Below are 19399 nucleotides of genomic sequence, written 5' to 3' on the forward strand. Positions count from 1 at the left end.
TCGTTACGAGATATTCCGTGCCTTTTAACTCTTTTTATACTTTGTAAGGTAAGACTATTTTTCTGAGTTCCATAATTATCGTAGTTGCAAAGGCTAAACCGGCTGCAATAGCCCATTCTGTTAAACCAAAGGCAGCAGGGATATAGAATACACTTCTAACTGCAGGTAATAGTGTAATGCCGTATAGCCCAATACATACAACGAAAGCGATAATTACAAATTTGTTATGGAAGAATCCAGCACCAATACTTGTTTCTACATTTGAACGTGCCGGGAAGACTTGAAGTGTCCGGGACAGTATCAACGTGGTAAAGGCCATGGCGACACTCATCTCATTAGAAGTCTGAAGACCAATATACTGAGAGATAATTACTGCGATAGCAATAAGCACGCCACGGAAAAGAACGATTCTAAATGTGTTACCAGAAAAAACAGATTCATCCGGATCACGCGGTTTCTGTTCCATGACATTAGGTTCGGCCGGTTCTAGCCCTAAAGCTATAGCTGGCAGTGAGTCGTTGACCAGGTTGATAAAGAGAAGCTGCAAGGCCGTGAACGGACTCACCCAGTTCACAATCAGAGCAAATATGATTGCAATCACAGCACCTAGATTTCCTGAGAATAGATAGGCAATAGATTTTTTGATGTTACTGTAAATTGTACGTCCTACTGAAATGGCACGAACAATGGAAACGAAATTATCATCAGTTAAAATCATTGCTGAAGCGTCTTTGGCCACATCCGTTCCGCTTCCCATAGCTATACCGATATCTGCCTGTTTCAAAGCAGGAGCATCATTGACACCATCACCAGTCATGGCAGTAATCTGGTTTTTATTCTGCCAAGCTGTAACAATACGGATTTTATTTTCCGGTGTCACTCGAGCGTAGACAGTGATTTCCTCCAGCTGATCCATGAGTTCTTCTTCAGATAATTCATCCAGTTCCTGCCCCGTATAGGCCAGATCGCCTTTTTTGAAAATGTTCAAATCGCGTCCGATAGCACGGGCGGTCGTTTTATGGTCACCGGTAATCATGACAGTTCGTACGCCTGCATTCGCTGCATCTTCTACTGCGTGATAAACTGCTTCGCGAGGTGGGTCGATCATGGCTAGCAGACCGATGAAAATCAAGTCGTCTTCGTCTTCAATACTGACCTCGGTTGAATCGATTGGTTTATAGGCAAAGGCGAGTACACGCATCGCTTGATCAGAAAACTCTTCATTTTTTTGTCTTAATTCTTCCAGACGTTCTTCAGTTAATTCAACCGTTTCCCCATCCATTCGCACTCTGGAACAAAGTTTGAATAAAAAATCTGGTCCACCTTTTGTAAGCAGCCGTTTTTCACCGTCTATCTCGTGAACGGTTGACATACGTTTGCGACTGGAGTCAAAAGGCAGTTCAGCAATTCTAGGGTATTCATCTCTTACGGAACCGTATGGAAGGTTTTGCTTATTACTGTAGGCTATTAAAGCAACTTCGGTGGGGTCACCACTTGATTCACCTTTTTCATTTATAGTTGAATCATTAGCCAAGACTGCGACTTGCATCAGTATTTTCTCTGACTCTGACCATTTGCTGCTATCTCCTGAAAATAAATTGGACTCGCCATTAGGAATATAGTCATCAACAACTGTCATTTTATTCTGTGTTAATGTACCGGTCTTATCGGTACAAATCACGCTAGTAGAACCGAGTGTTTCAACGGCTGGAAGCTGTCGAATGATCGCGTTATTCTTTGCCATTTTATTTGTTCCGACGGATAAAACAATGGTAACGATAGACTGCAGTGCTTCTGGAATAGCGGCAACGGCTACGGCAGCAGCAAACATAAAGGCGTTAAGCAAAGGCACGGTTATATCTTGTGTATCTCCCAGGAATATACGTGCAGCTTGAATACCAAAGATAAGAAGAGATAAGAGCAAGATAGCTACACCTAATTTTTTACTGAATGTCGCCAGTTGTCTTTGCAGCGGAGTCTGTTTGGCAGATACGTTTTGAACGAGTTCAGCAACTTTTCCCATCTCAGTACCTTCACCCGTTGAAGTCACGACCATCATACCGCGTCCGGCAGTTACCATGGTACTGCTGTAAACCATATTGATTCGATCAGCGAGTGGGATGTCTTCACTTAAAGCTTTATCTGTTTTTTCTGAAGGCATGGATTCACCGGTTAAGGCACCTTCTTCTACTTGAAGTGATTCTGCTTCTATCAACCGACCGTCAGCAGGGATATTATCGCCGGCTTCCAGCGCGACCACATCACCAACCACTAATTTTCTAGCTTCAATCTCTTTTCGCTTTCCATCGCGAAAAACGTTAGCGGTCGGGGCAGACATTTTTTCCAGAGATTCGAGTGAATCCTCCGCCTTTTTCGTCTGTACAACACTTAGTATGGAGTTTAAGATCAACACGACGAAGATGATCAACGATTCGATCCATTCACCAATAGCTACCTGAACAATGGCAACAATTAATAAAACAATAACCATTGGATCTTTAAACGATTCAATAAACATGGAGAAAATAGATTTTTTATCTTTTCGACTAATTTCGTTATAGCCGTTTTCTTCCAGGCGTTTGTCAACCTCCGATTGACTGAGTCCTTCTTTAGTCGTACCGATGGATTCCAGTACTTTTTCTTTCGTCTCATGGTAATGATTCATTGTTTTGTCCTTTCTGGTTTATATTGGAGTAAGAAAAAAGACGCACACGGAATAAATGATGAATAATCCGTATACGTCTCACTATTTAATACAGCACCAGCAGATTATCAATCTACGAATGGTGGCACTGCAACAGATTATCTCTGCAAGTTACTCCCGCATATATAATATTTAATTGTATAGCTAATTATAGATAAGTCTTTTTTGAAAAGCAAGTATCTTATTTCAATAACAAGAAACAATATGCTTTTATGAGTGATTTAAATTATCATAACAATATCGAGTTCCACTGGACATTGGTCAGATCTCATTTGGTCACTGTGTTTCTTAAATGCTTTTAATTTAGATTCTATTTGTTCTGAAGTTAAGAAATAGTCGATCCGCCACCCAGCATACCGTTTGCGAGCTTAGAAGCGGTAACCCCAATAAGAATAGTCAGCTTTTTTATTGTATATAAGAAATGATAACCAGTAACGACATGACGATTAAGTGACAATTGGGTATTATTCTACAAAATGGGGTAGAATAATGTTAAAATGAATATGATTAATTGATAGAGATTATAACTTACCCGAATTTAAACACTTATTACGAGAGGAATCACTGAATCTATGACTATAACAGCCTTTAAAAATGCATTTCCTGAAGTAAATATAAAAGAAAATGAACCGTTGTCCCGATATACATATACCAAGACAGGTGGACCTGCAGATGCCCTTGTGTTTCCTAAGAGCAAAGAGGAAGTCCAAACCTTGGTGAAATGGTTAAATGAGAACAACTGGCCGCTGACTATTTTAGGTAATGCGAGTAATTTGATTGTTAAAGACGGTGGGATTCGAGGAGCCACAATTATTTTGACCGATATGAATCAAATATCTATTCAGGATAATATCATACGTGTGTTTGCAGGGGCACCGTTGACTGAAGTGAGTAAGCGAGCTTATGACGCGGGGTTAACAGGGTTGGAATTTGCCTGCGGAATACCTGGCAGTGTGGGTGGCGCTATTTATATGAACGCCGGAGCTTATGGCGGAGAAGTGAAAGAGGTCATTAAAAAAGTCGCGGTGTTGACCCGTCAAGGCATAATAAAAGAGATGATTAATGGGGATATGCAATTTGATTACCGTCACAGTATTTTACAAGATTCTGATGACATTGCTTTAGAGGTCGTGTTCGAACTTGAGCCTGGGGATAAGGAAGAGATCAAAGAAAAAATGGATGAATTGACTTATCTGAGAACCTCTAGACAACCATTGGAATACCCATCATGTGGTTCTGTCTTCAAACGTCCTACAGGCTATTTCACTGGTAAACTTATCCAAGATGCCGGTTTACAAGGGTTCACTTGGGGAGGCGCACAAGTTTCAACCAAACATGCTGGTTTTATTGTTAATATCAATAATGCAACAGCCACAGATTATATTGAATTGATCGATCATATCAAGGAAGTTATCCTGGAAAAAGATGGTGTCATGTTAGAAACAGAAGTCAAAATTATCGGCGAAGATTTTATAACAGAAGAAAATACAGGCCGTGAATTGATCAGCAAAGCGAAAGACACAATAAAAGCAAAATTTAATGAAATCTTTTTAGCTGAAGAAAGCGAAAACTTATAAAGCGATTCTATACACGGATGCAATAAAGCAGTGTGTATAGAATTGCTTTTTTTATTTAGAAACAACGATATGTTCAATTTACGCAGGTCATGGTATATTAAAAGTAATAATCATAAATGGAGGTTTTGTTATGAAAATCGGTGTAATAGGACTCGGAGGTATCGCTCAAAAAGCATACTTACCAGTATATACGAAGGTATTCCCAGAACACGAGTGGTATTTTTCAACACGTACAGAAAAAACGTTAAGAGAATTAGGAAATAAATACGGCGTACCGGTAGAACGTCAAGTCACAGACTGGCGGGACTTGCTGGAAATTGTGGATGCAGTCTTTATTCATACACCAACAGAAACACATGAAGAGGTATGTCGAGGATTTTTAGATAACCATATTCCAACGTTCGTTGATAAACCAGTGACTGAAAATATTGCGAGCACTAAAGCCTTAATGGATTTTGCGAAAAAACAAGATACACTTTTAATGACGGGTTTTAATAGACGCTTTGCTCCAATGGTTCAGAATATAAAACGGCTGCCCGATAAAAATCATATCATCATGCAAAAAAACCAGGTGAATAAGACGGACTTTGATGTCAGGTACAGGATGTACGACTTGATGATTCATCCTCTGGATACCGCTCTTTACCTATTGGAAGAACCAGCAAAAGTTGTAAAGTCTCATATCGTTATGCAAGACAATCAGTTTTCCCGTGCATGGGTCTTGTTGGAAACACCTAAGACAACGGCTTATGTCTCAATCAATAATGAATCCGGCACTAAACTGGAAAAATATGAAATACAAAGCAAGTCAGAAACGATTGTTTTGGAAAATTTAACAGACAAAGCGACATACACGGAGAATGAAATCACCCATACAAAAGCAGGAGACTGGGTCATGACTCTTGATAAACGGGGCTTTACACCTATGATCAACGCCTTTCTTCATGCGGTGGAAACGAACGGTGAAAATCCCGTCTCACTGGAAAGTGCCTTGCAGAGTCATGAAATTTGCGAAATGATGATAAGTGAATATGAAAAAAGTGGCTTGAATTAATGGATTATGTGACTCAACTGAGAGAAAAAGTGGGACATGATGTGCTCATATTAAATGGTTCTGTGGCTTTTATTTTGAATGAACAAAAAGAGGTCTTGCTGCAGCAGCGACCAGATAAAACCTGGGGACTGCCTGGGGGATTAATGGAGCTGGGAGAAAGTTTTGAAGAGACGCTAATTAGAGAAGTGAAAGAAGAGACCAATCTAACAGTTAACGCTTATGATTTTGTTGATATTCTCTCGGGGAAAGATTTTTTTGTCAGGCTAGACAATGGAGATCAGTATTATTCCGTGACGGCATTGTACGCAATAACTGAGTTTGAAGGAGAACTTAAAAGCGATTCAGATGAATCACTGAAACTAGAGTATTTCCCCTTAAATCAAGTGCCTGAAAAAATGAATAAGAGATGGCGTCAATTTTTAAATATATTTATTGGAAATAGTCTGAAAAAAAACTGAAAAATATTACTTTAACCCCTTAACCGCTAGTGGTTGTTTCATTGGTGAAAGTAATATTATTGAAGGTCGAATGGTCTCTGCTTATATCGTTTCTTTTGCAGCTGACAAACTTGTTTCATTGGGACCGTACATAAAAGATCTGGTCACCGATGAAATGATTGACAACTTGAAAGTGTATGAAGACTTGAGACAGGAGTATACCGGCGTCTACAATGATCTGTTTTTGGAATTTAAAATATTGAAATGAAATGACCGAAAGTGAGGCTACAGGCTGTATCCTCACTTTCACTATTCTGTGCTATAATAATTTCAAGAAGACATTAGTAAAGGAGTTATCATTTATGAATTTAAAAGAAATGGTTGGATATAAAGCTGCGGAATTCGTGAAAGACGGAATGGTTGTAGGTTTGGGAACAGGTTCTACTGCCTACTATATGGTTGAAGCAATCGGCAAACGTGTGAAAGAAGAGGGGTTAGCTATTACCGGAGTAACGACCTCGCACAGAACAGCAGCTCAGGCAAAAGAATTAGGTATTCCTTTGAAAGATATCAATGAAGTTGAATCGATCGATGTCACCATAGACGGAGCCGATGAAATTTCTGACGACTACCAGGGCATCAAAGGTGGTGGTGGCGCCCATTTATTTGAAAAAATGGTGGCCAACCACTCAAATGAAGTGATTTGGATAGTTGATGACAGCAAGCTTGTTCATAAACTCGGCGCTTTTCCATTACCAGTTGAAGTCGTCAAGTTTGGCTGCCAGCAAGTCTTCCGTTTGTTTGAAGAAAAAGAAATGAAGCCAAGCTTTAGAAATGATGAAAATGATGACTTGTATTTAACCGATTCTGGGAACTATATTATCGACTTGCATTTAGAGCAAATTGAAAATCCTCATGAATTGGCTACCTGGTTAGATTCACTAACAGGGGTCGTGGAACACGGCTTGTTCTTAGACTGTGTAACGAAAGTTATCGTCGGTACTGAAGACGGTCCTGTTGTGAAAGACGTTAGTCGTTAAAATAATAAATATTTAGCAAAAAGGACAAGAAGAGGGAACGAATCTTCTTGTCCTTTTTCTGCTTATTCGAATTGAATTCCTGAAGGAGGGGATTACTATTACCGGCTTGAATGGTATAGCGTTAACTCAAAAAGGATGAGGACTCAGAGTTGCGGTTATACGGGCTTATAGCAGAGATTTCAAAGTTTGCACACACTGAGCAGCAACTAAAAAAGTCGACGAACACAGACGTGAAAAACAGCCCTCATCAAGTGGTTATAAGGTGGCAGTCATCTGCTTTTACCTCGTTAAAAAAAGACTATTTCAACATATGGAGAAAAAATCTCTCATAAGTAAAAATAGTCTTTCTAAATCGATATAATTAAATCTCTTTGTTATTCAACTGTTGCAACATGTCATTCGTCATTTTTTCTAAATCGAATTGAGGTGAGAATCCCCATTCTTCTTGAGCAGCACTTGTATCAATAGCGTTTGGCCATGATTCAGCGATGGCTTGTCTGACTGGATCTACCTCATACGTCAATTTGAACTCTGGTAGGTGTTTTTGAATTTCACGCTCAATATCTTCGGGTGCCACACTCATCGCGCTGACGTTATAGGCATTGCGACATTTAAGCTGTTCACTTGGAGCTTCCATTAGCTGAATAATTAAATCAACGGCGTCTGACATATACATCATATCCATATAAGTTCCTTTACCTATGAAAGAAGTATAGGCGTTATTTTTCAACGCTTCAAAATAAATATCTACGGCATAATCGGTTGTCCCGCCGCCTGGTAAAGTTTCATGAGAAATCAATCCAGGGAAGCGAACGCTGCGGGTATCCACACCAAATTTTTGGAAGTAGTAATCGCCGAGCAATTCGCCACTTACTTTCGTTACACCGTACATCGTCGTCGGACGTTGAATAGTAACTTGAGGGGTCTGGTCTTTAGGTGTTTCAGGACCAAATGCGCCGATCGAACTCGGGGTGAAGAATTTCAAGTTATGTTCACGGGCTATTTCTAAAGCATTAAGTAATCCACCCATATTCAAATCCCAGGCAAGTTTCGGTTTTGCTTCAGCAACGGCTGAAAGTAAGGCAGCCAGATGGATAAATGTATCCACTTCATATTTTTCGACCAATGCTTTCATGCGATCGGCATCAGTGACATCAAGTTGTTCGAAGATGCCATCAGTTACGACTTTGGAATCTTTGGGTTCTCTGATATCTGTCGCAACAACATTATCTTTTCCGTATAATTCTCTCAGTTTCATAGTCAGCTCAGAACCGATTTGTCCTAAAGCTCCAGTAATTATAATTTTTTTCACAAAAAAATCCTCCTACAATTTCAAATTTTTAAAAATACGAGAAGAAAGAGAAAGAACAGATGCGTTCATTTCTCTTTCACTCTTCGTTGTTAAGTTAGCTGATGACGTTTAATTCTTTTCCGACTTTTTCGTATGTTTCCAGCACTTTATCTAAGTGATCTTTGGTGTGAGCAGCACTAGGCATGTTTCTCACACGACCCTTACCACGAGGCACAGTAGGGAAGACAATCGATTTAGCATAGACGCCTTCTTCAGTCAGACGTTTAGAAAAGCTTTGAGTCAGTTTTTCTTCACCGATAATGCATGGGGTGATTGGTGTTTCTGAATTACCGATATTAAAGCCTAACTTTTTCAGGCCTTCTTTAAGATAGCGTCCATTTTCCCAAAGACGTTCATTTTCTTCTGTGGAACTAGACATGATATCGATGGCTTCGATACAGGCCGCACAAGCTCCGGGTGTTAGTGACGTTGAGAACAAGAATGGACGCGCACGGACTTTCAACCAGTCAATAAGGTTTTGAGTACCGGCAACATAGCCACCCACAACACCAACGGCTTTGGACAAGGTACCCATTTGGAAATCGATTTTGTCTTGTAAACCAAAATGTTTGACTGTTCCAGCCCCTTTGCCCATAACGCCTGATCCGTGGGCATCATCGACATAGGTGATCAAATCAAATTCTTCGGCGATTTTTACAATATCCGGAAGATTAGCGACATCGCCATCCATTGAGAAGACACCATCAGTAATATACATTACTTTTTCGTATTGACCACTTTCTGTGGCAGCTTTTGCTTTGGCACGTAAATCATCCATATCCTGGTGGTTCACACGGATAACTTTAGCCCCTGATAGACGGCAGCCGTCAATGATGGAAGCGTGGTTGAGTTCGTCTGACAAGATAGCGTCATTTTTGTTCATGACAGCCGAGATAGCCCCCATATTACAGTTGAATCCAGATTGGAAAGCAACAGCAGCTTCGGTGTGCTTGAATGTGGCGATTTTGGTTTCAAGTTCTTCGTGAATGGTTTGTGTTCCGTTGATGGTACGAACTGCACCAGCGCCGACACCAAATACTTCTGTAGCTTCGATTGCCTTAGCTTTTAGGCGTTCGTCATTCGCAAAACCTAGATAGTTATTGGAAGACATATTGATCAGTTTTTTTCCGTTGATCGTGATCTCTGCGCCGTTAGGTCCTTCAAGGACATCTATTTCGTTATAAAGACCGTTATCTTTGAGTTCTTTCAAATTTTCTTCTAAAAAGGTATTCAATTTTTGACTAGTCATGAAATCTCTCCTTTTGTGATTTGTATAAAACCCTCATGTTTAATTTTACCACTATTTTAAAAAATCGTATAGTAATCCTCTGGTTTATTGGAAGATTCTTATCGTCTCTTAGTTAAATTACCTTCTTATTTCAAGAATTTATGCTAAACTAATCTATATAACTAACTAGAACTGGAGTGAAAAACTGATGAGAATGATCGATTTGATTGATAAAAAACAACATAACCAAGCTTTAACAGAGGATGAAATTAAATGGATGATAACAAACTATACGTCAGAAGCGATTCCTGATTACCAAATGAGTGCGATGGCAATGGCCATTTACTTCAATGGCATGAATAATGAGGAACGTAGCGCTTTGACTATGGCTATTGTTGAATCAGGGGAACAAATTGATTTATCTTCCATAGAAGGAGTCAAAGTGGATAAACACTCAACCGGTGGTGTAGGTGACACAACAACGCTGATTTTAGCACCATTAGTTGCCAGTGTTGGCGTGCCTTTTGCGAAAATGAGTGGACGTGGACTGGGTCATACGGGTGGGACGATCGATAAATTAGAGGCCATTCCAGGATTTAACGTGGAAGTCTCTCAAGAAAGATTTGTCGAATTAGTCAATAAAAACAAAGTAGCTGTCGTGGGACAATCGGGTAATTTAACTCCCGCAGATAAAAAGCTGTACGCCTTACGTGATGTAACGGGTACGGTAGAATCGATTCCGTTGATAGCAAGCTCGATTATGAGTAAAAAAATAGCCGCCGGTGCGGATGCTATTGTGTTGGATGTTAAAATAGGTGCCGGTGCGTTTATGAAGAACGTTGAACAAGCGAAAGAATTAGCCGAAACTATGGTGAATATTGGTGAAGCTGTCGGTAGAAATACTATGGCGGTTATTTCTGATATGAGCCAGCCGTTAGGTAATGCAATTGGTAATGGCTTGGAAGTGAAAGAAGCGATCGATACGCTCAAAGGGAATGGACCCGCAGACTTAACGGAACTTTGCTTAGTTTTGGGTAGTCAAATGGCTTATTTAGGTGGTGTCGGATCTTCTCTGGAAGAGGCACGCGCTAAACTCGAAGAGAACTTGCACAACGGCAAAGCATTAGCCGTATTTAAAACCTTTGTGGAAGCACAAGGTGGCGACGCTACAGTTGCTGATGATCCAGAAGGTGTTTTACCGAAAGCTAAGTATTCACAAGATGTTTTGGCTAAAGAATCCGGTAAAGTTTCTGAGATCGTCGCTGATCAGATCGGTATCGCTGCGATGATGCTGGGGGCTGGGCGTGAAACAAAAGAAAGTGACATCGATTTAGCTGCCGGGATATATATGCACAAAAAAATTGGAGATGCTGTCGAAAAAGATGAAGCGCTAGTGACGGTTTATTCTAACAAAGAGATCAAAGAAGAAGTAATAACTAAAATCTTAAACAACATCAAAGTGGCAGAATCGGCTGAAATACCAACACTGATACATGAAATTATTCAATAATAGAAATGACAAAAAAATACAAAAGAGAAGCGATTGGATACGTTCGGTATCTGGCGCTTCTCTTTTATATTTGGAGATAAAGGTATGCTATACTGATGTGACAACTATTTTCAGAGAATTCAGAAAGGAGAAAGATAGATGAGAAACGAATCAGTACTTAGTGGAATGAAGGCAAGTATGCCGATCATGGCAAGTTATCTCGCCTTGGGACTTGCCTGTGGTATTGTTTTATATGATGCCGGATTTAATGTGTTGGCTATCTTTCTCATGAGCAGTCTCGTATATGCGGGAGCTGCTCAGTTTTTAGCAGGAAGCATGGTAGCCTTAGGCGCGACAATTCCTTCGATCATATTGATGGTCTTCTTCTTGAACTTAAGACACATTTTGATGTCGGCAAGTATTTCTAAATACGTCAAAAGGAAACCGCTGAGCTATTTAAGTGTGTTTAGTCATACGCTATCTGATGAATCATTTGGAATCAATTACTCCAATTTTCAAAAAGATAACTGGACGACGAATGAAGCTTTGGTCACCAATTTTTTTAATTATTCCGCCTGGGTAGTGAGCACGGTATTAGGTGGGGTCGTTGGCAGTCAATTTTCCATTAACACACTGATCATGAATTACGCTTTGATTGCGATGTTTTTATGTATGATGGTGCTGCAGTTCGTTTCAAAAGAACACATTATTGCTGGAATCGTTGCTGTCGTACTGTCCATCTTGTTCACTGTACTGCTTAAACACAATATCGCTTTAGTTTTAGCGACGATCATTGCTTCTTTTGTCGGTTATTATTTAGAAAAGAGAACGGTCGAAAAAGGAGTGAGGATCAATGACTAGTCAAACATGGGTGCTGATTTTAGGAATGGCGATAGTCACTTATATTCCGAGGTTTTTACCTATCTTACTATTGAGCAGAAAAGAAATTTCTCCCTCATTCAGTCGCTGGATGTCGTATATCCCTGTTTCGATCTTTGCATCTTTGGTAGCTTCGGACATATTCTTTTGGGAAGGTTCCTTTTCGTTACAACCGCTTACTAACATTAAACTCATTCCATCTGTTCTCGTCTTGATCGTAGCCTACAAAACGAAAAGTTTGCTCTGGTCCATGCTAGCAGGCGTACTTTCAATGACGTTGTTTTGGATGTTGTAAAAAGAGAGCTATCAAACTGAATAAAGCTTTTTAGAAACAAAAAACAGTCATGATTAACCTCATGACTGTTTTTTGTTAATGACGAATAGATGGTTCTTTTAAGATTCTTTCACCTAAAGCATTGGCCCATCCTTCTGTCCAGCAAAATGAATATGGCACACCGTATTTTTTTCTCAAAGTCTTATATCTGTTCATTCGTGCCCAAGACCAGGAAACAACGCCGATGACTATAAGATAAAAGGGACCGAGAAGTAGGGACTGGTAAGTATGTCCGTACTCGTGAACCGATAGTCTGTCACACTGTTCTTTCAAACTTTTTTTATTGTTTTGTGTGCGTATAAGTAATGTATCTTCATCCTCATTTGGCGTGAAGATAAATAAGCCGAGAGAGATCCCATTAAATGACGACCATTTGGTCCGGATACTTCCGTGATAAAAATCATGGGGTGCCTTGAAATGAAACAGGAACAGGAAGAATCCCAATAACGTCTGGAAAAAGCCCCAAGTTAATTGAATAAGTATATATAAGGGGACCCAGGCGTAGTCAAACAATAAATGTGTTGGATTTGAACGATTCATACGCAACCTTCTTCAGTTGGAATTAGATTTAACTGATTTTCAAAGAGTTTTAGAACGAAAAGCGTAGCGCGATTTGTCAATGTTTCTAGCTTCACACCACTCAGCAGCAGCTCCTGAAATGATTATATCGGTCTTTCTTAAATCATCGATAGATTCTGCCCCGAGTAAAGTCATGATCCGTCTGATTTCTTCTTTCCAATGATTAACGGTCAGAATAGCCTCATCCACATCGTCCAGTGCCATATGCATGATTTGGCTTGAAAGGCCATTGATCGAAGCACCAAGCGCTAATGACTTAACGATTTCCATCGGGCGTCTGATGCCTCCAGAAGCGATTATTGACGCTGTTTTGACACTTTCTTGTGCTTCAAGAAGAGAGACGACAGTGGATTGTCCCCATTCTTCGAAATCATCCAGCTTGTAGTCTTTTCTGCGGTAATTTTCTATTCGAGCAAAGTTTGTTCCGCCTTTGCCGCTGATATCGATAAGTGTAACACCGATAGATTCGAGCAAGGCCACTGTTTCTCTAGACATGCCGAAGCCCACTTCTTTGACGATGACCGGTAAAGGTAAGCCGTTCACTATTGCTTGAAGATTCTCTATCCAAATTGAAAATTCACGGTCACCTTCTGGCATAACGATTTCCTGAGGCGCATTTAAATGGATCTGAAGGGCATCGGCACCGAGTAAATCAACGGCACGTTTGGCGTTCTCTAAACCATGTCCGGCACCTAAGTTTGCGAAAACGAGACCATTCGGATTTGTCTGGCGAACAATTTTAAATGAACTGGCTTGAGAAGGATCCTTAAGGGCAGCGCTGACCGATCCAGTTGCCATTGCCAAATCTGTTTCTCGGGCGATGGTAGCTAGTTTTTCGTTAACTTTCCCAGTCCATTCACTTCCGCCAGACATGGCATTGATAAAGAAAGGGGATGAGAATTGCAGATTATCTAAAGAAACAGAAAGATCCACATCCAAGACATCGCGTTGTGGAAAAGAGTGATGAATAAATTTTATATCTTTAAACGAAGAGTGACCCTGATCATAAAATTTTTCTGATAATGAGACATGTTCGTTTTTGCGGTTATTGGTTTTCGGCATAAAGCACACTCCAGATTTTATAAGTTAGATTTATCATACACAGCAAGAGAAAGAGGTTCAATAGTACTTGCCCGCCATTCTGACAGTATTTCATTTTCTTGAACACTTGAATTGACCAGGGCGATTCCGCAGTCTCCGCCTCCAGCACCAGACGTTTTTGAAGCAGCGCCATATTTTAAAGCGATACGGGTAAGCGTCTGAAGTAAAGGGGTCTCTATGACTATTTCTTTTGCATGACTCATTTCAAGCAATAATTCTCGGTTGTAACGGATAGAGTCAAATACCTGTTGCGTGTCATTTGTTTTTAACCCGACAATTAGGTCCGTCACACATTTTTTGCTTTGAAGTAAAAAATCCTGATAGTTTAGTTCTTCACGGTCCTGTTCTATAGACTTGACATAAGTTTCTGTCGATGCCGGTATCCCTGTCCATCCAACGATAAGCTTTAAAGTCTTTGGTGAAGGGAGCCGTTCAATTTTCAGTTCAGGCCATGAACACTCAAGGAGTGAAATGAGATTTGCATCAGCCAGCTTTTCTTTCACCCAACTTTTATCCACACTATAGTAAGCAATCCAGCCAGTATAGGTGGCTGCAGCCAAGTCTCCAAGCGAGCCACGGCTATGTAATTGTGTGTGTATGATCGCAGCAAGTTTGAATATTCCTTCATCGTCAAGCGAATACTCAACCGATTCAAGTAAGGCCAGAATCGTTGCGACAGTTACAGCTCCGCTGGAACCTAAGCCATATTTCCTGCCATCTTTGCTGTCCAATGAACTTTTTATTGTTATATCATAATAGGGGAGCGTCACGCCTTTTTCTCTTAAAAAGTGCTCAGTGACTTCGATGGTTTTTAATAAGATAGTCGTCTTTTCGATTGGCTCTTCTAGAAAGAGGTCGTGACCCAATCGTTTCCATTTCAGCGTTTTACTTGAAAGTTGAGGGGAGCATATCGTCCCGTAAACGTTACTAGACGGTGACAATGAAACAGTAATGAATCGGTCTACTGCTACAATCACCGCAGGGTGTCCTGGTTCAGTGACGGCATATTCTCCGGCAATATATAATTTTCCTGGGGCTTTAGCGTGTGCGTGTTTCATATCGTCACCTTTTCATTTAACTATTTACTAAATTCTGAAACGACGAGCAGTCCGGGTCCAGGTCTTGCTTCGATAAGCTGACTCTCTGAAAAGTCTTTGAGTAAGTATGCTTTTATTTCTGCTAATTGAGACTGTTTGCAGATGAGTTTCACATTGGGACCGGCGTCCATAGTGAAATGAACGGAATAACCTTGTTCACGTAAGTCTCTGACTGATTCCATTGCTCTCATGCTATCAGGCGACCAGTAGGTGAACGGAGGATTTGCTCCCAATGTCGTTGCATGCATTTTCAGTGCATTGCGCTCAGCGATGGCACCGACTTCATGGACGTTTTGCTGCTTGATCGCCTCTTTTATCGCACTCAAATCAGCATCCAGCGTGTCCAGCCAGCCTTGATAAAAGGGAGATGTTTTGACGGTCCTCCGCATGCCCTCACGACTGGATACGTCTTTTTTCTTATCATTCACGACAATGAAGAGCATACCAATATCCCAACTCGCATCATCGATAGGGACAGCGTAAGAGGTGTCGTCGTCCGTCCCTTTTTGCCATTCAGCAAATCCGCCATAGACACTTCTTGAAGCAGATCCGGATCCCCGTCTGGCCAATTTGGACAGCTCTTTTTCAGATAAATCAAGTCCTGCCGCTAAACTTGCCGCGCCTGCCAAGGCTGCCAATCCCGATGCGGACGAGGCTAGTCCTGCTGCGGTAGGAACATGATTGTAACTTTCAACTCTCGCTTTCGCTTTGATACCGGCTTTCTCTCGAACTATGTTTAAAACGGTTTTGACTTTTTCCAGCGCAGCTAAATCTTGTATCGTGTTGTCTAAGTATAACTCATCTGCTTTTAAATTTTCATCAAAGATAACTCTCGTTTCTGTGTAGAAAGCATCCAAAGTTAAGGAAAGAGAATTATTCATGGGAATGATCAACTTTTCATTCTCTTTACCCCAGTATTTAATCAGTGCAATATTCGTATGTGCGCGTACCCATTCACCCTTCATTATCTGCTCCTAACGCATGAATCCAGGTATTAACTGCTCCCTGTTCCATTAATTTATTTGAGACGAGTTCTGCCTCTTTTTTTGTACGGGTTAATGCAATCATACAACCGCCGCGACCGCCACCAGTTAGCTTAGCCCCTAGCGCACCATGACTGAGGGCAGTTTCTACGAGCTGATCCAGTAAATCATTGCTTACATTTAGCTGTCGTAATAATTCATGTGCTTGAGTCATCAGTTTGCCTAGCGTCACTTCCTGATTTTTTTCTATGGCTTCCTTGGCTTGAAGTGTCAATCGTCCAAGCCGTTTAATTATAACCATTGTCTGATCTGGTGAACGTTTGACCTGATCGGCAACGTCTTTGACAGTTTGTCGCGTTTGTCCTTGCACGCCAGTATCTGATGCAATCAAATACCCGGCAATATTTAAGGTGAAAGGCTCGAAGACGCTGCCTTTCTGGTAAAAGATGGGCACATCGCTGCTTGTCACACGAGCATCTATACCACTGGGATTACCGTGTGCAATTTTTTCGGATAAATCGACATAATTTAACAGATGAGACGCGTCAAGTTGTTCGTCATAATAAGTGAAAAGTGCCCGAACGAGTGCTGTAGCAACGGCTGCGCTTGAACCCATACCTCTTTCAGCGGGGATAGAGCTTGTTATTGTAATTGATAAGTGGTCAGAAGACTGATTTAAATCGTTACAGATCGTTTTTATCAGTATGCTTAAATTATTTAAGGATCGAGGCGCTTCACAAAGTAGTCCTTGATAATAACTTGATATAATTCGATTCGGTGTGGCTATTTTTTCTATTGTGACTTCTACAGGTGTTGCCCTAAAAGGGAGGGCAATAGCAGGTTCGCCGTAGACAACAGCGTGTTCACCCATTAATATGATTTTTCCGTGAGCAAAACCTTTAGCTTGTTCTGGTAGGGTCTTCATAGAGTAACCTCTTTACTAGTTATTGTTTATATAATTTGAGCGGTTGAACCACATCTTTTGTATCATAGTCTATCACATCGAGTTCGTCAATTTTATCATATCAAGTTATCTTTAAAATTCAATTAAGAATTATATTTCCACAGATTATAAGAGGGTATTGTGAAAGCGGATAAGAATTTGGTAAACTAAGTAAGATAAATACGATGGAGAGCGGAGGTAACCGCATGAAAGAATCAGATTCCTTTTATATTATTAATCGAGAAGAATGGAAAGAATTAAATAAAAACAAAAAAATGATGTTGACAGACATCGAAGTAGAGGCACTGCGTTCCCTGAATGACAACGTTTCAGTGACAGACGTGAAAGAAATTTACTTGCCCATATTGGAAATACTAAATAAGTACATCAAACATTATCATGAAAGACAATGCGAGATTAAACGTTTTTTAAGTAAACCTCAAAAAAAAGATCCCTATATTATTGGGATAGCTGGAAGTGTGGCCGTGGGAAAGAGTACACTGGCACGTTTTCTACAAGCCATGATGGCGCGAGCCTATCCTGATCAAAAGGTTAGCCTCATTACTACAGACGGTTTTTTGTATCCCAATGAAGTTTTAAAAGAGCATAATATTCTCAACCGTAAAGGTTTCCCCGAAAGCTATGATATGCATCGTCTCATTAGTTTTATGGGAGATGTTAAAAGTGGACGAAGAAATATCGAGGTCCCACTTTATTCGCATCGTTTATATGATATTGTCCCAGATGAATTTGAAGTTGTCGATCAACCAGATATTCTTATTGTCGAGGGCATCAACGTTTTACAATTACCGGCAAACGAAAAAATCTTTGTGAGTGATTTTTTTGATTTCAGTTTTTATGTCGATGCTGAGCCACATAAAATTGAAAATTGGTATTTGGAACGGTTCGGATTGCTTTTAAAGACAGCATTCAAGGATCCTTCTAATTATTATTACCCATATGCCATTGGAGATAAGAAAGAAGCGTTCGAAATGGCGAGAAACGTTTGGAAAACAATCAACTTGAAAAATTTAGAAGAATATATTTTACCTACTCGTTTTAGGGCAGACATGATTTTACACAAGACAACAGAGCATTTTATAGATCAGTTATTACTGAAAAAGCATTAAATGGAAATGGAGGTAATTGAATGAAGATGGTCGTTGTAGTTTTTATGTTTACTTTTATCTTTGTTTTAAGTGGATGTCAAACAAATAAAAATTACCCGACCTTTGAAGGAAGGATTATTAATGTTGAAGAGTCTTATATTATTGTAGAGCCGTTTGAAGACGAAGAAATAAGACGATCGGGTTCTGAAGTAAGCATCCGTGTTGAAGATGATTTGAATTTCCAAGTAGGAGATGAAGTCAGAGTGACTCATGACGGGCCTATTATGGAAAGTTTCCCCTTGCAAATCAATCTCATTGAAATCGAAAGAACAAAGTGACTTTCGGTTTATCAAAAAACACAAAACTATCAAAGTATGACAGTTTTGTGACTATCGTCTTTTTGAATTGAATAGCTTTGAATTCTTAATATAAAACAACAGAGACCTGTATTATACTAGAGAAAAGGGGATGACAATATGGTGGACACTGAGCAGCAAAGAGAAATTGACCTGTTGAAAAATGAATTAGCCGCTGTGAAACGTTTAAACAAAGAACTCCTTGATCTACAGCAGCAACAAGATTCACTGGAATTTTCATGGATAGGTAATTTGGGTCATTGGTTTTGGGACTTAGAGCAAAAAAAAGTAACCTTCAACCCAATGAAAGCTACATCTTTAGGTTTTAAGAGAGAAGAGTTACCTGAAAATGTTGATTATCATTTTTTTACCGATCGAATACACCCCGAAGACTACGAATGTGTCATGCAAGAAATGAGAGATCATTTAGCTGGGAAAGTTCCTGTTTGGGAAGTGAAATACCGTATCCGGGCAAAAGACGGCTCGTACAAAACTTATTATGACCGTGGGAAAATAACGCAGCGGACCGAAACGGGAGAACCTTTATTTCTCACGGGTATCGTTTTTGACGTTACAAAGTATGAAGCGGAAAAACAGGTGCTACTCAAAGAAAATAAAGAATGGGTGCAAATCTCTAAACTAGACAAGTTGACTGGTCTACTTAACCGATCAAACATCCTTCTTAAATTGGGACAAATCATTTCTGAAGTCAATAAAGAAAAACGACAGACCGTTTCAATGATTTTAGTGGACATTGACAATTTAGAACATCAGAATTCTTTGTTCGGACCGTTATTTGGTGACGAATTGATCAAAGAAGCGGCAGCAGTTATTAAGGAAATCATTCAAGCGGATTATTATGCCGGAATGTTTGAAGGAGGGAAATTTTTGATTGTGCTTCCCGATGTCAAGAAAAGCCAAGCGCGTCAAATTGCTGAACAAATTAGAGTAACTTTTAGTAACCGAGACTTTAGTGAACCGGCCGAGGTGACGAGTAGTTTGGGAGTGGCTGAATATGAACCCAATGAGACGGTCAGTGAACTATTCAATCGTGCAAATCGCTTATTATTCAGGATAAAACAAAATGGGAAAAACAATGTCTTATCAGACTAGATAGACAGATTGACTGGCATGCGGT

At 40.1% G+C, this 19399-nt stretch carries 18 protein-coding genes and 2 pseudogenes; 11 read left to right on the plus strand and 9 right to left on the minus strand.

Going from position 1 to position 19399, the window contains the following annotated elements; all coding sequences use genetic code 11:
- Nucleotides 1-34: 34 nt before the first annotated feature.
- A complete protein-coding gene (locus AX762_RS06695; RefSeq protein WP_071848372.1) occupies nucleotides 35-2665 on the minus strand; it encodes a cation-translocating P-type ATPase in 2631 nt (876 codons plus the stop codon).
- A gap of 260 nt (nucleotides 2666-2925) precedes the next feature.
- Nucleotides 2926-3099 (minus strand): annotated as a pseudogene (locus AX762_RS13330) (exodeoxyribonuclease III); the annotation flags it as partial.
- A gap of 177 nt (nucleotides 3100-3276) precedes the next feature.
- Between AX762_RS13330 and murB the strand changes: the two are divergent.
- From murB to rpiA, 5 genes and pseudogenes are all read left to right on the plus strand, one after another.
- A pseudogene (murB, locus tag AX762_RS06700) lies at nucleotides 3277-4173 on the plus strand (UDP-N-acetylmuramate dehydrogenase); the annotation flags it as partial.
- A gap of 238 nt (nucleotides 4174-4411) precedes the next feature.
- Nucleotides 4412-5335: a Gfo/Idh/MocA family protein gene (locus tag AX762_RS06705; protein ID WP_071848374.1), complete on the plus strand. Its 924-nt coding sequence runs from the start codon at nucleotides 4412-4414 to the stop codon at nucleotides 5333-5335.
- The gene (locus tag AX762_RS06710) at nucleotides 5335-5793 is read left to right on the plus strand and encodes an NUDIX hydrolase (protein WP_071848375.1); all 459 of its coding nucleotides are present in this window, start codon (nucleotides 5335-5337) and stop codon (nucleotides 5791-5793) included. The genes AX762_RS06705 and AX762_RS06710 overlap by 1 nt, the downstream gene beginning before the upstream one ends.
- Before the next feature lie 70 nt (nucleotides 5794-5863).
- Nucleotides 5864-6040: a hypothetical protein gene (locus tag AX762_RS12785; protein WP_177244056.1), complete on the plus strand. Its 177-nt coding sequence runs from the start codon at nucleotides 5864-5866 to the stop codon at nucleotides 6038-6040.
- Between the two features lie 94 nt (nucleotides 6041-6134).
- On the plus strand, nucleotides 6135-6812 hold the full coding sequence (gene rpiA / locus AX762_RS06715; RefSeq protein WP_071848376.1) for a ribose-5-phosphate isomerase RpiA: 678 nt from the start codon (nucleotides 6135-6137) through the stop codon (nucleotides 6810-6812).
- 361 nt (nucleotides 6813-7173) lie between these two features.
- Here the strand turns inward: rpiA and AX762_RS06720 are convergent, their stop codons facing one another.
- Together AX762_RS06720 and AX762_RS06725 are read right to left on the minus strand one after the other, a co-directional pair.
- Nucleotides 7174-8124 carry an L-threonine 3-dehydrogenase gene (locus tag AX762_RS06720; protein ID WP_071848377.1) on the minus strand — a complete coding sequence of 317 codons (951 nt, stop codon included), beginning with the start codon at nucleotides 8122-8124 and terminating at the stop codon, nucleotides 7174-7176.
- A gap of 94 nt (nucleotides 8125-8218) precedes the next feature.
- The gene (locus tag AX762_RS06725; RefSeq protein ID WP_071848378.1) at nucleotides 8219-9412 is read right to left on the minus strand and encodes a glycine C-acetyltransferase; all 1194 of its coding nucleotides are present in this window, start codon (nucleotides 9410-9412) and stop codon (nucleotides 8219-8221) included.
- A 187-nt stretch (nucleotides 9413-9599) separates the two neighbouring features.
- On the opposite strand from AX762_RS06725, the gene AX762_RS06730 reads away from it, so the two are divergent.
- The 3 genes from AX762_RS06730 to AX762_RS06740 all read left to right on the plus strand — a co-directional run bounded on the left by AX762_RS06730 (nucleotide 9600) and on the right by AX762_RS06740 (nucleotide 12054).
- Entirely contained in the window at nucleotides 9600-10901 is a 1302-nt protein-coding gene (locus AX762_RS06730; RefSeq protein WP_071848379.1) for a pyrimidine-nucleoside phosphorylase, read from the plus strand.
- A gap of 138 nt (nucleotides 10902-11039) precedes the next feature.
- Entirely contained in the window at nucleotides 11040-11741 is a 702-nt protein-coding gene (locus tag AX762_RS06735) for an AzlC family ABC transporter permease (protein ID WP_071848380.1), read from the plus strand.
- A complete protein-coding gene (locus tag AX762_RS06740; RefSeq protein ID WP_071848381.1) occupies nucleotides 11734-12054 on the plus strand; it encodes an AzlD domain-containing protein in 321 nt (106 codons plus the stop codon). The genes AX762_RS06735 and AX762_RS06740 overlap by 8 nt, the downstream gene beginning before the upstream one ends.
- A gap of 75 nt (nucleotides 12055-12129) precedes the next feature.
- On the opposite strand, the gene AX762_RS06745 is transcribed toward AX762_RS06740, so the two are convergent.
- The 5 genes from AX762_RS06745 to mvk are packed head-to-tail and all read right to left on the minus strand — an operon-like array spanning nucleotide 12130 to nucleotide 16778.
- A complete protein-coding gene (locus AX762_RS06745; RefSeq protein ID WP_071848382.1) occupies nucleotides 12130-12633 on the minus strand; it encodes a hypothetical protein in 504 nt (167 codons plus the stop codon).
- A gap of 39 nt (nucleotides 12634-12672) precedes the next feature.
- The gene (gene fni / locus AX762_RS06750; protein WP_071848383.1) at nucleotides 12673-13734 is read right to left on the minus strand and encodes a type 2 isopentenyl-diphosphate Delta-isomerase; all 1062 of its coding nucleotides are present in this window, start codon (nucleotides 13732-13734) and stop codon (nucleotides 12673-12675) included.
- 17 nt (nucleotides 13735-13751) lie between these two features.
- A complete protein-coding gene (locus AX762_RS06755) occupies nucleotides 13752-14831 on the minus strand; it encodes a phosphomevalonate kinase (protein ID WP_071848384.1) in 1080 nt (359 codons plus the stop codon).
- A 20-nt stretch (nucleotides 14832-14851) separates the two neighbouring features.
- On the minus strand, nucleotides 14852-15838 hold the full coding sequence (gene mvaD / locus AX762_RS06760; RefSeq protein WP_071848385.1) for a diphosphomevalonate decarboxylase: 987 nt from the start codon (nucleotides 15836-15838) through the stop codon (nucleotides 14852-14854).
- A complete protein-coding gene (mvk, locus tag AX762_RS06765) occupies nucleotides 15825-16778 on the minus strand; it encodes a mevalonate kinase (protein WP_071848386.1) in 954 nt (317 codons plus the stop codon). The genes mvaD and mvk overlap by 14 nt, the downstream gene beginning before the upstream one ends.
- 224 nt (nucleotides 16779-17002) lie before the next feature.
- On the opposite strand from mvk, the gene coaA reads away from it, so the two are divergent.
- The 3 genes from coaA to AX762_RS06780 all read left to right on the plus strand — a co-directional run bounded on the left by coaA (nucleotide 17003) and on the right by AX762_RS06780 (nucleotide 19374).
- Complete coding sequence (gene coaA, locus AX762_RS06770) at nucleotides 17003-17926, plus strand: type I pantothenate kinase (RefSeq protein WP_071848387.1); 924 nt, start codon at nucleotides 17003-17005, stop codon at nucleotides 17924-17926.
- Nucleotides 17927-17946: 20 nt separating this feature from the next.
- Complete coding sequence (locus AX762_RS06775; RefSeq protein ID WP_071848388.1) at nucleotides 17947-18243, plus strand: DUF3221 domain-containing protein; 297 nt, start codon at nucleotides 17947-17949, stop codon at nucleotides 18241-18243.
- A 138-nt stretch (nucleotides 18244-18381) separates the two neighbouring features.
- Nucleotides 18382-19374 carry a sensor domain-containing diguanylate cyclase gene (locus AX762_RS06780; RefSeq protein ID WP_071848389.1) on the plus strand — a complete coding sequence of 331 codons (993 nt, stop codon included), beginning with the start codon at nucleotides 18382-18384 and terminating at the stop codon, nucleotides 19372-19374.
- The last annotated feature ends 25 nt before the right edge of the window (nucleotides 19375-19399 follow it).

The organism is Alkalibacterium sp. 20 (assembly GCF_001885615.1).
In the GTDB taxonomy this organism is placed as follows: Bacteria; Bacillota; Bacilli; order Lactobacillales; family Carnobacteriaceae_A; genus Alkalibacterium.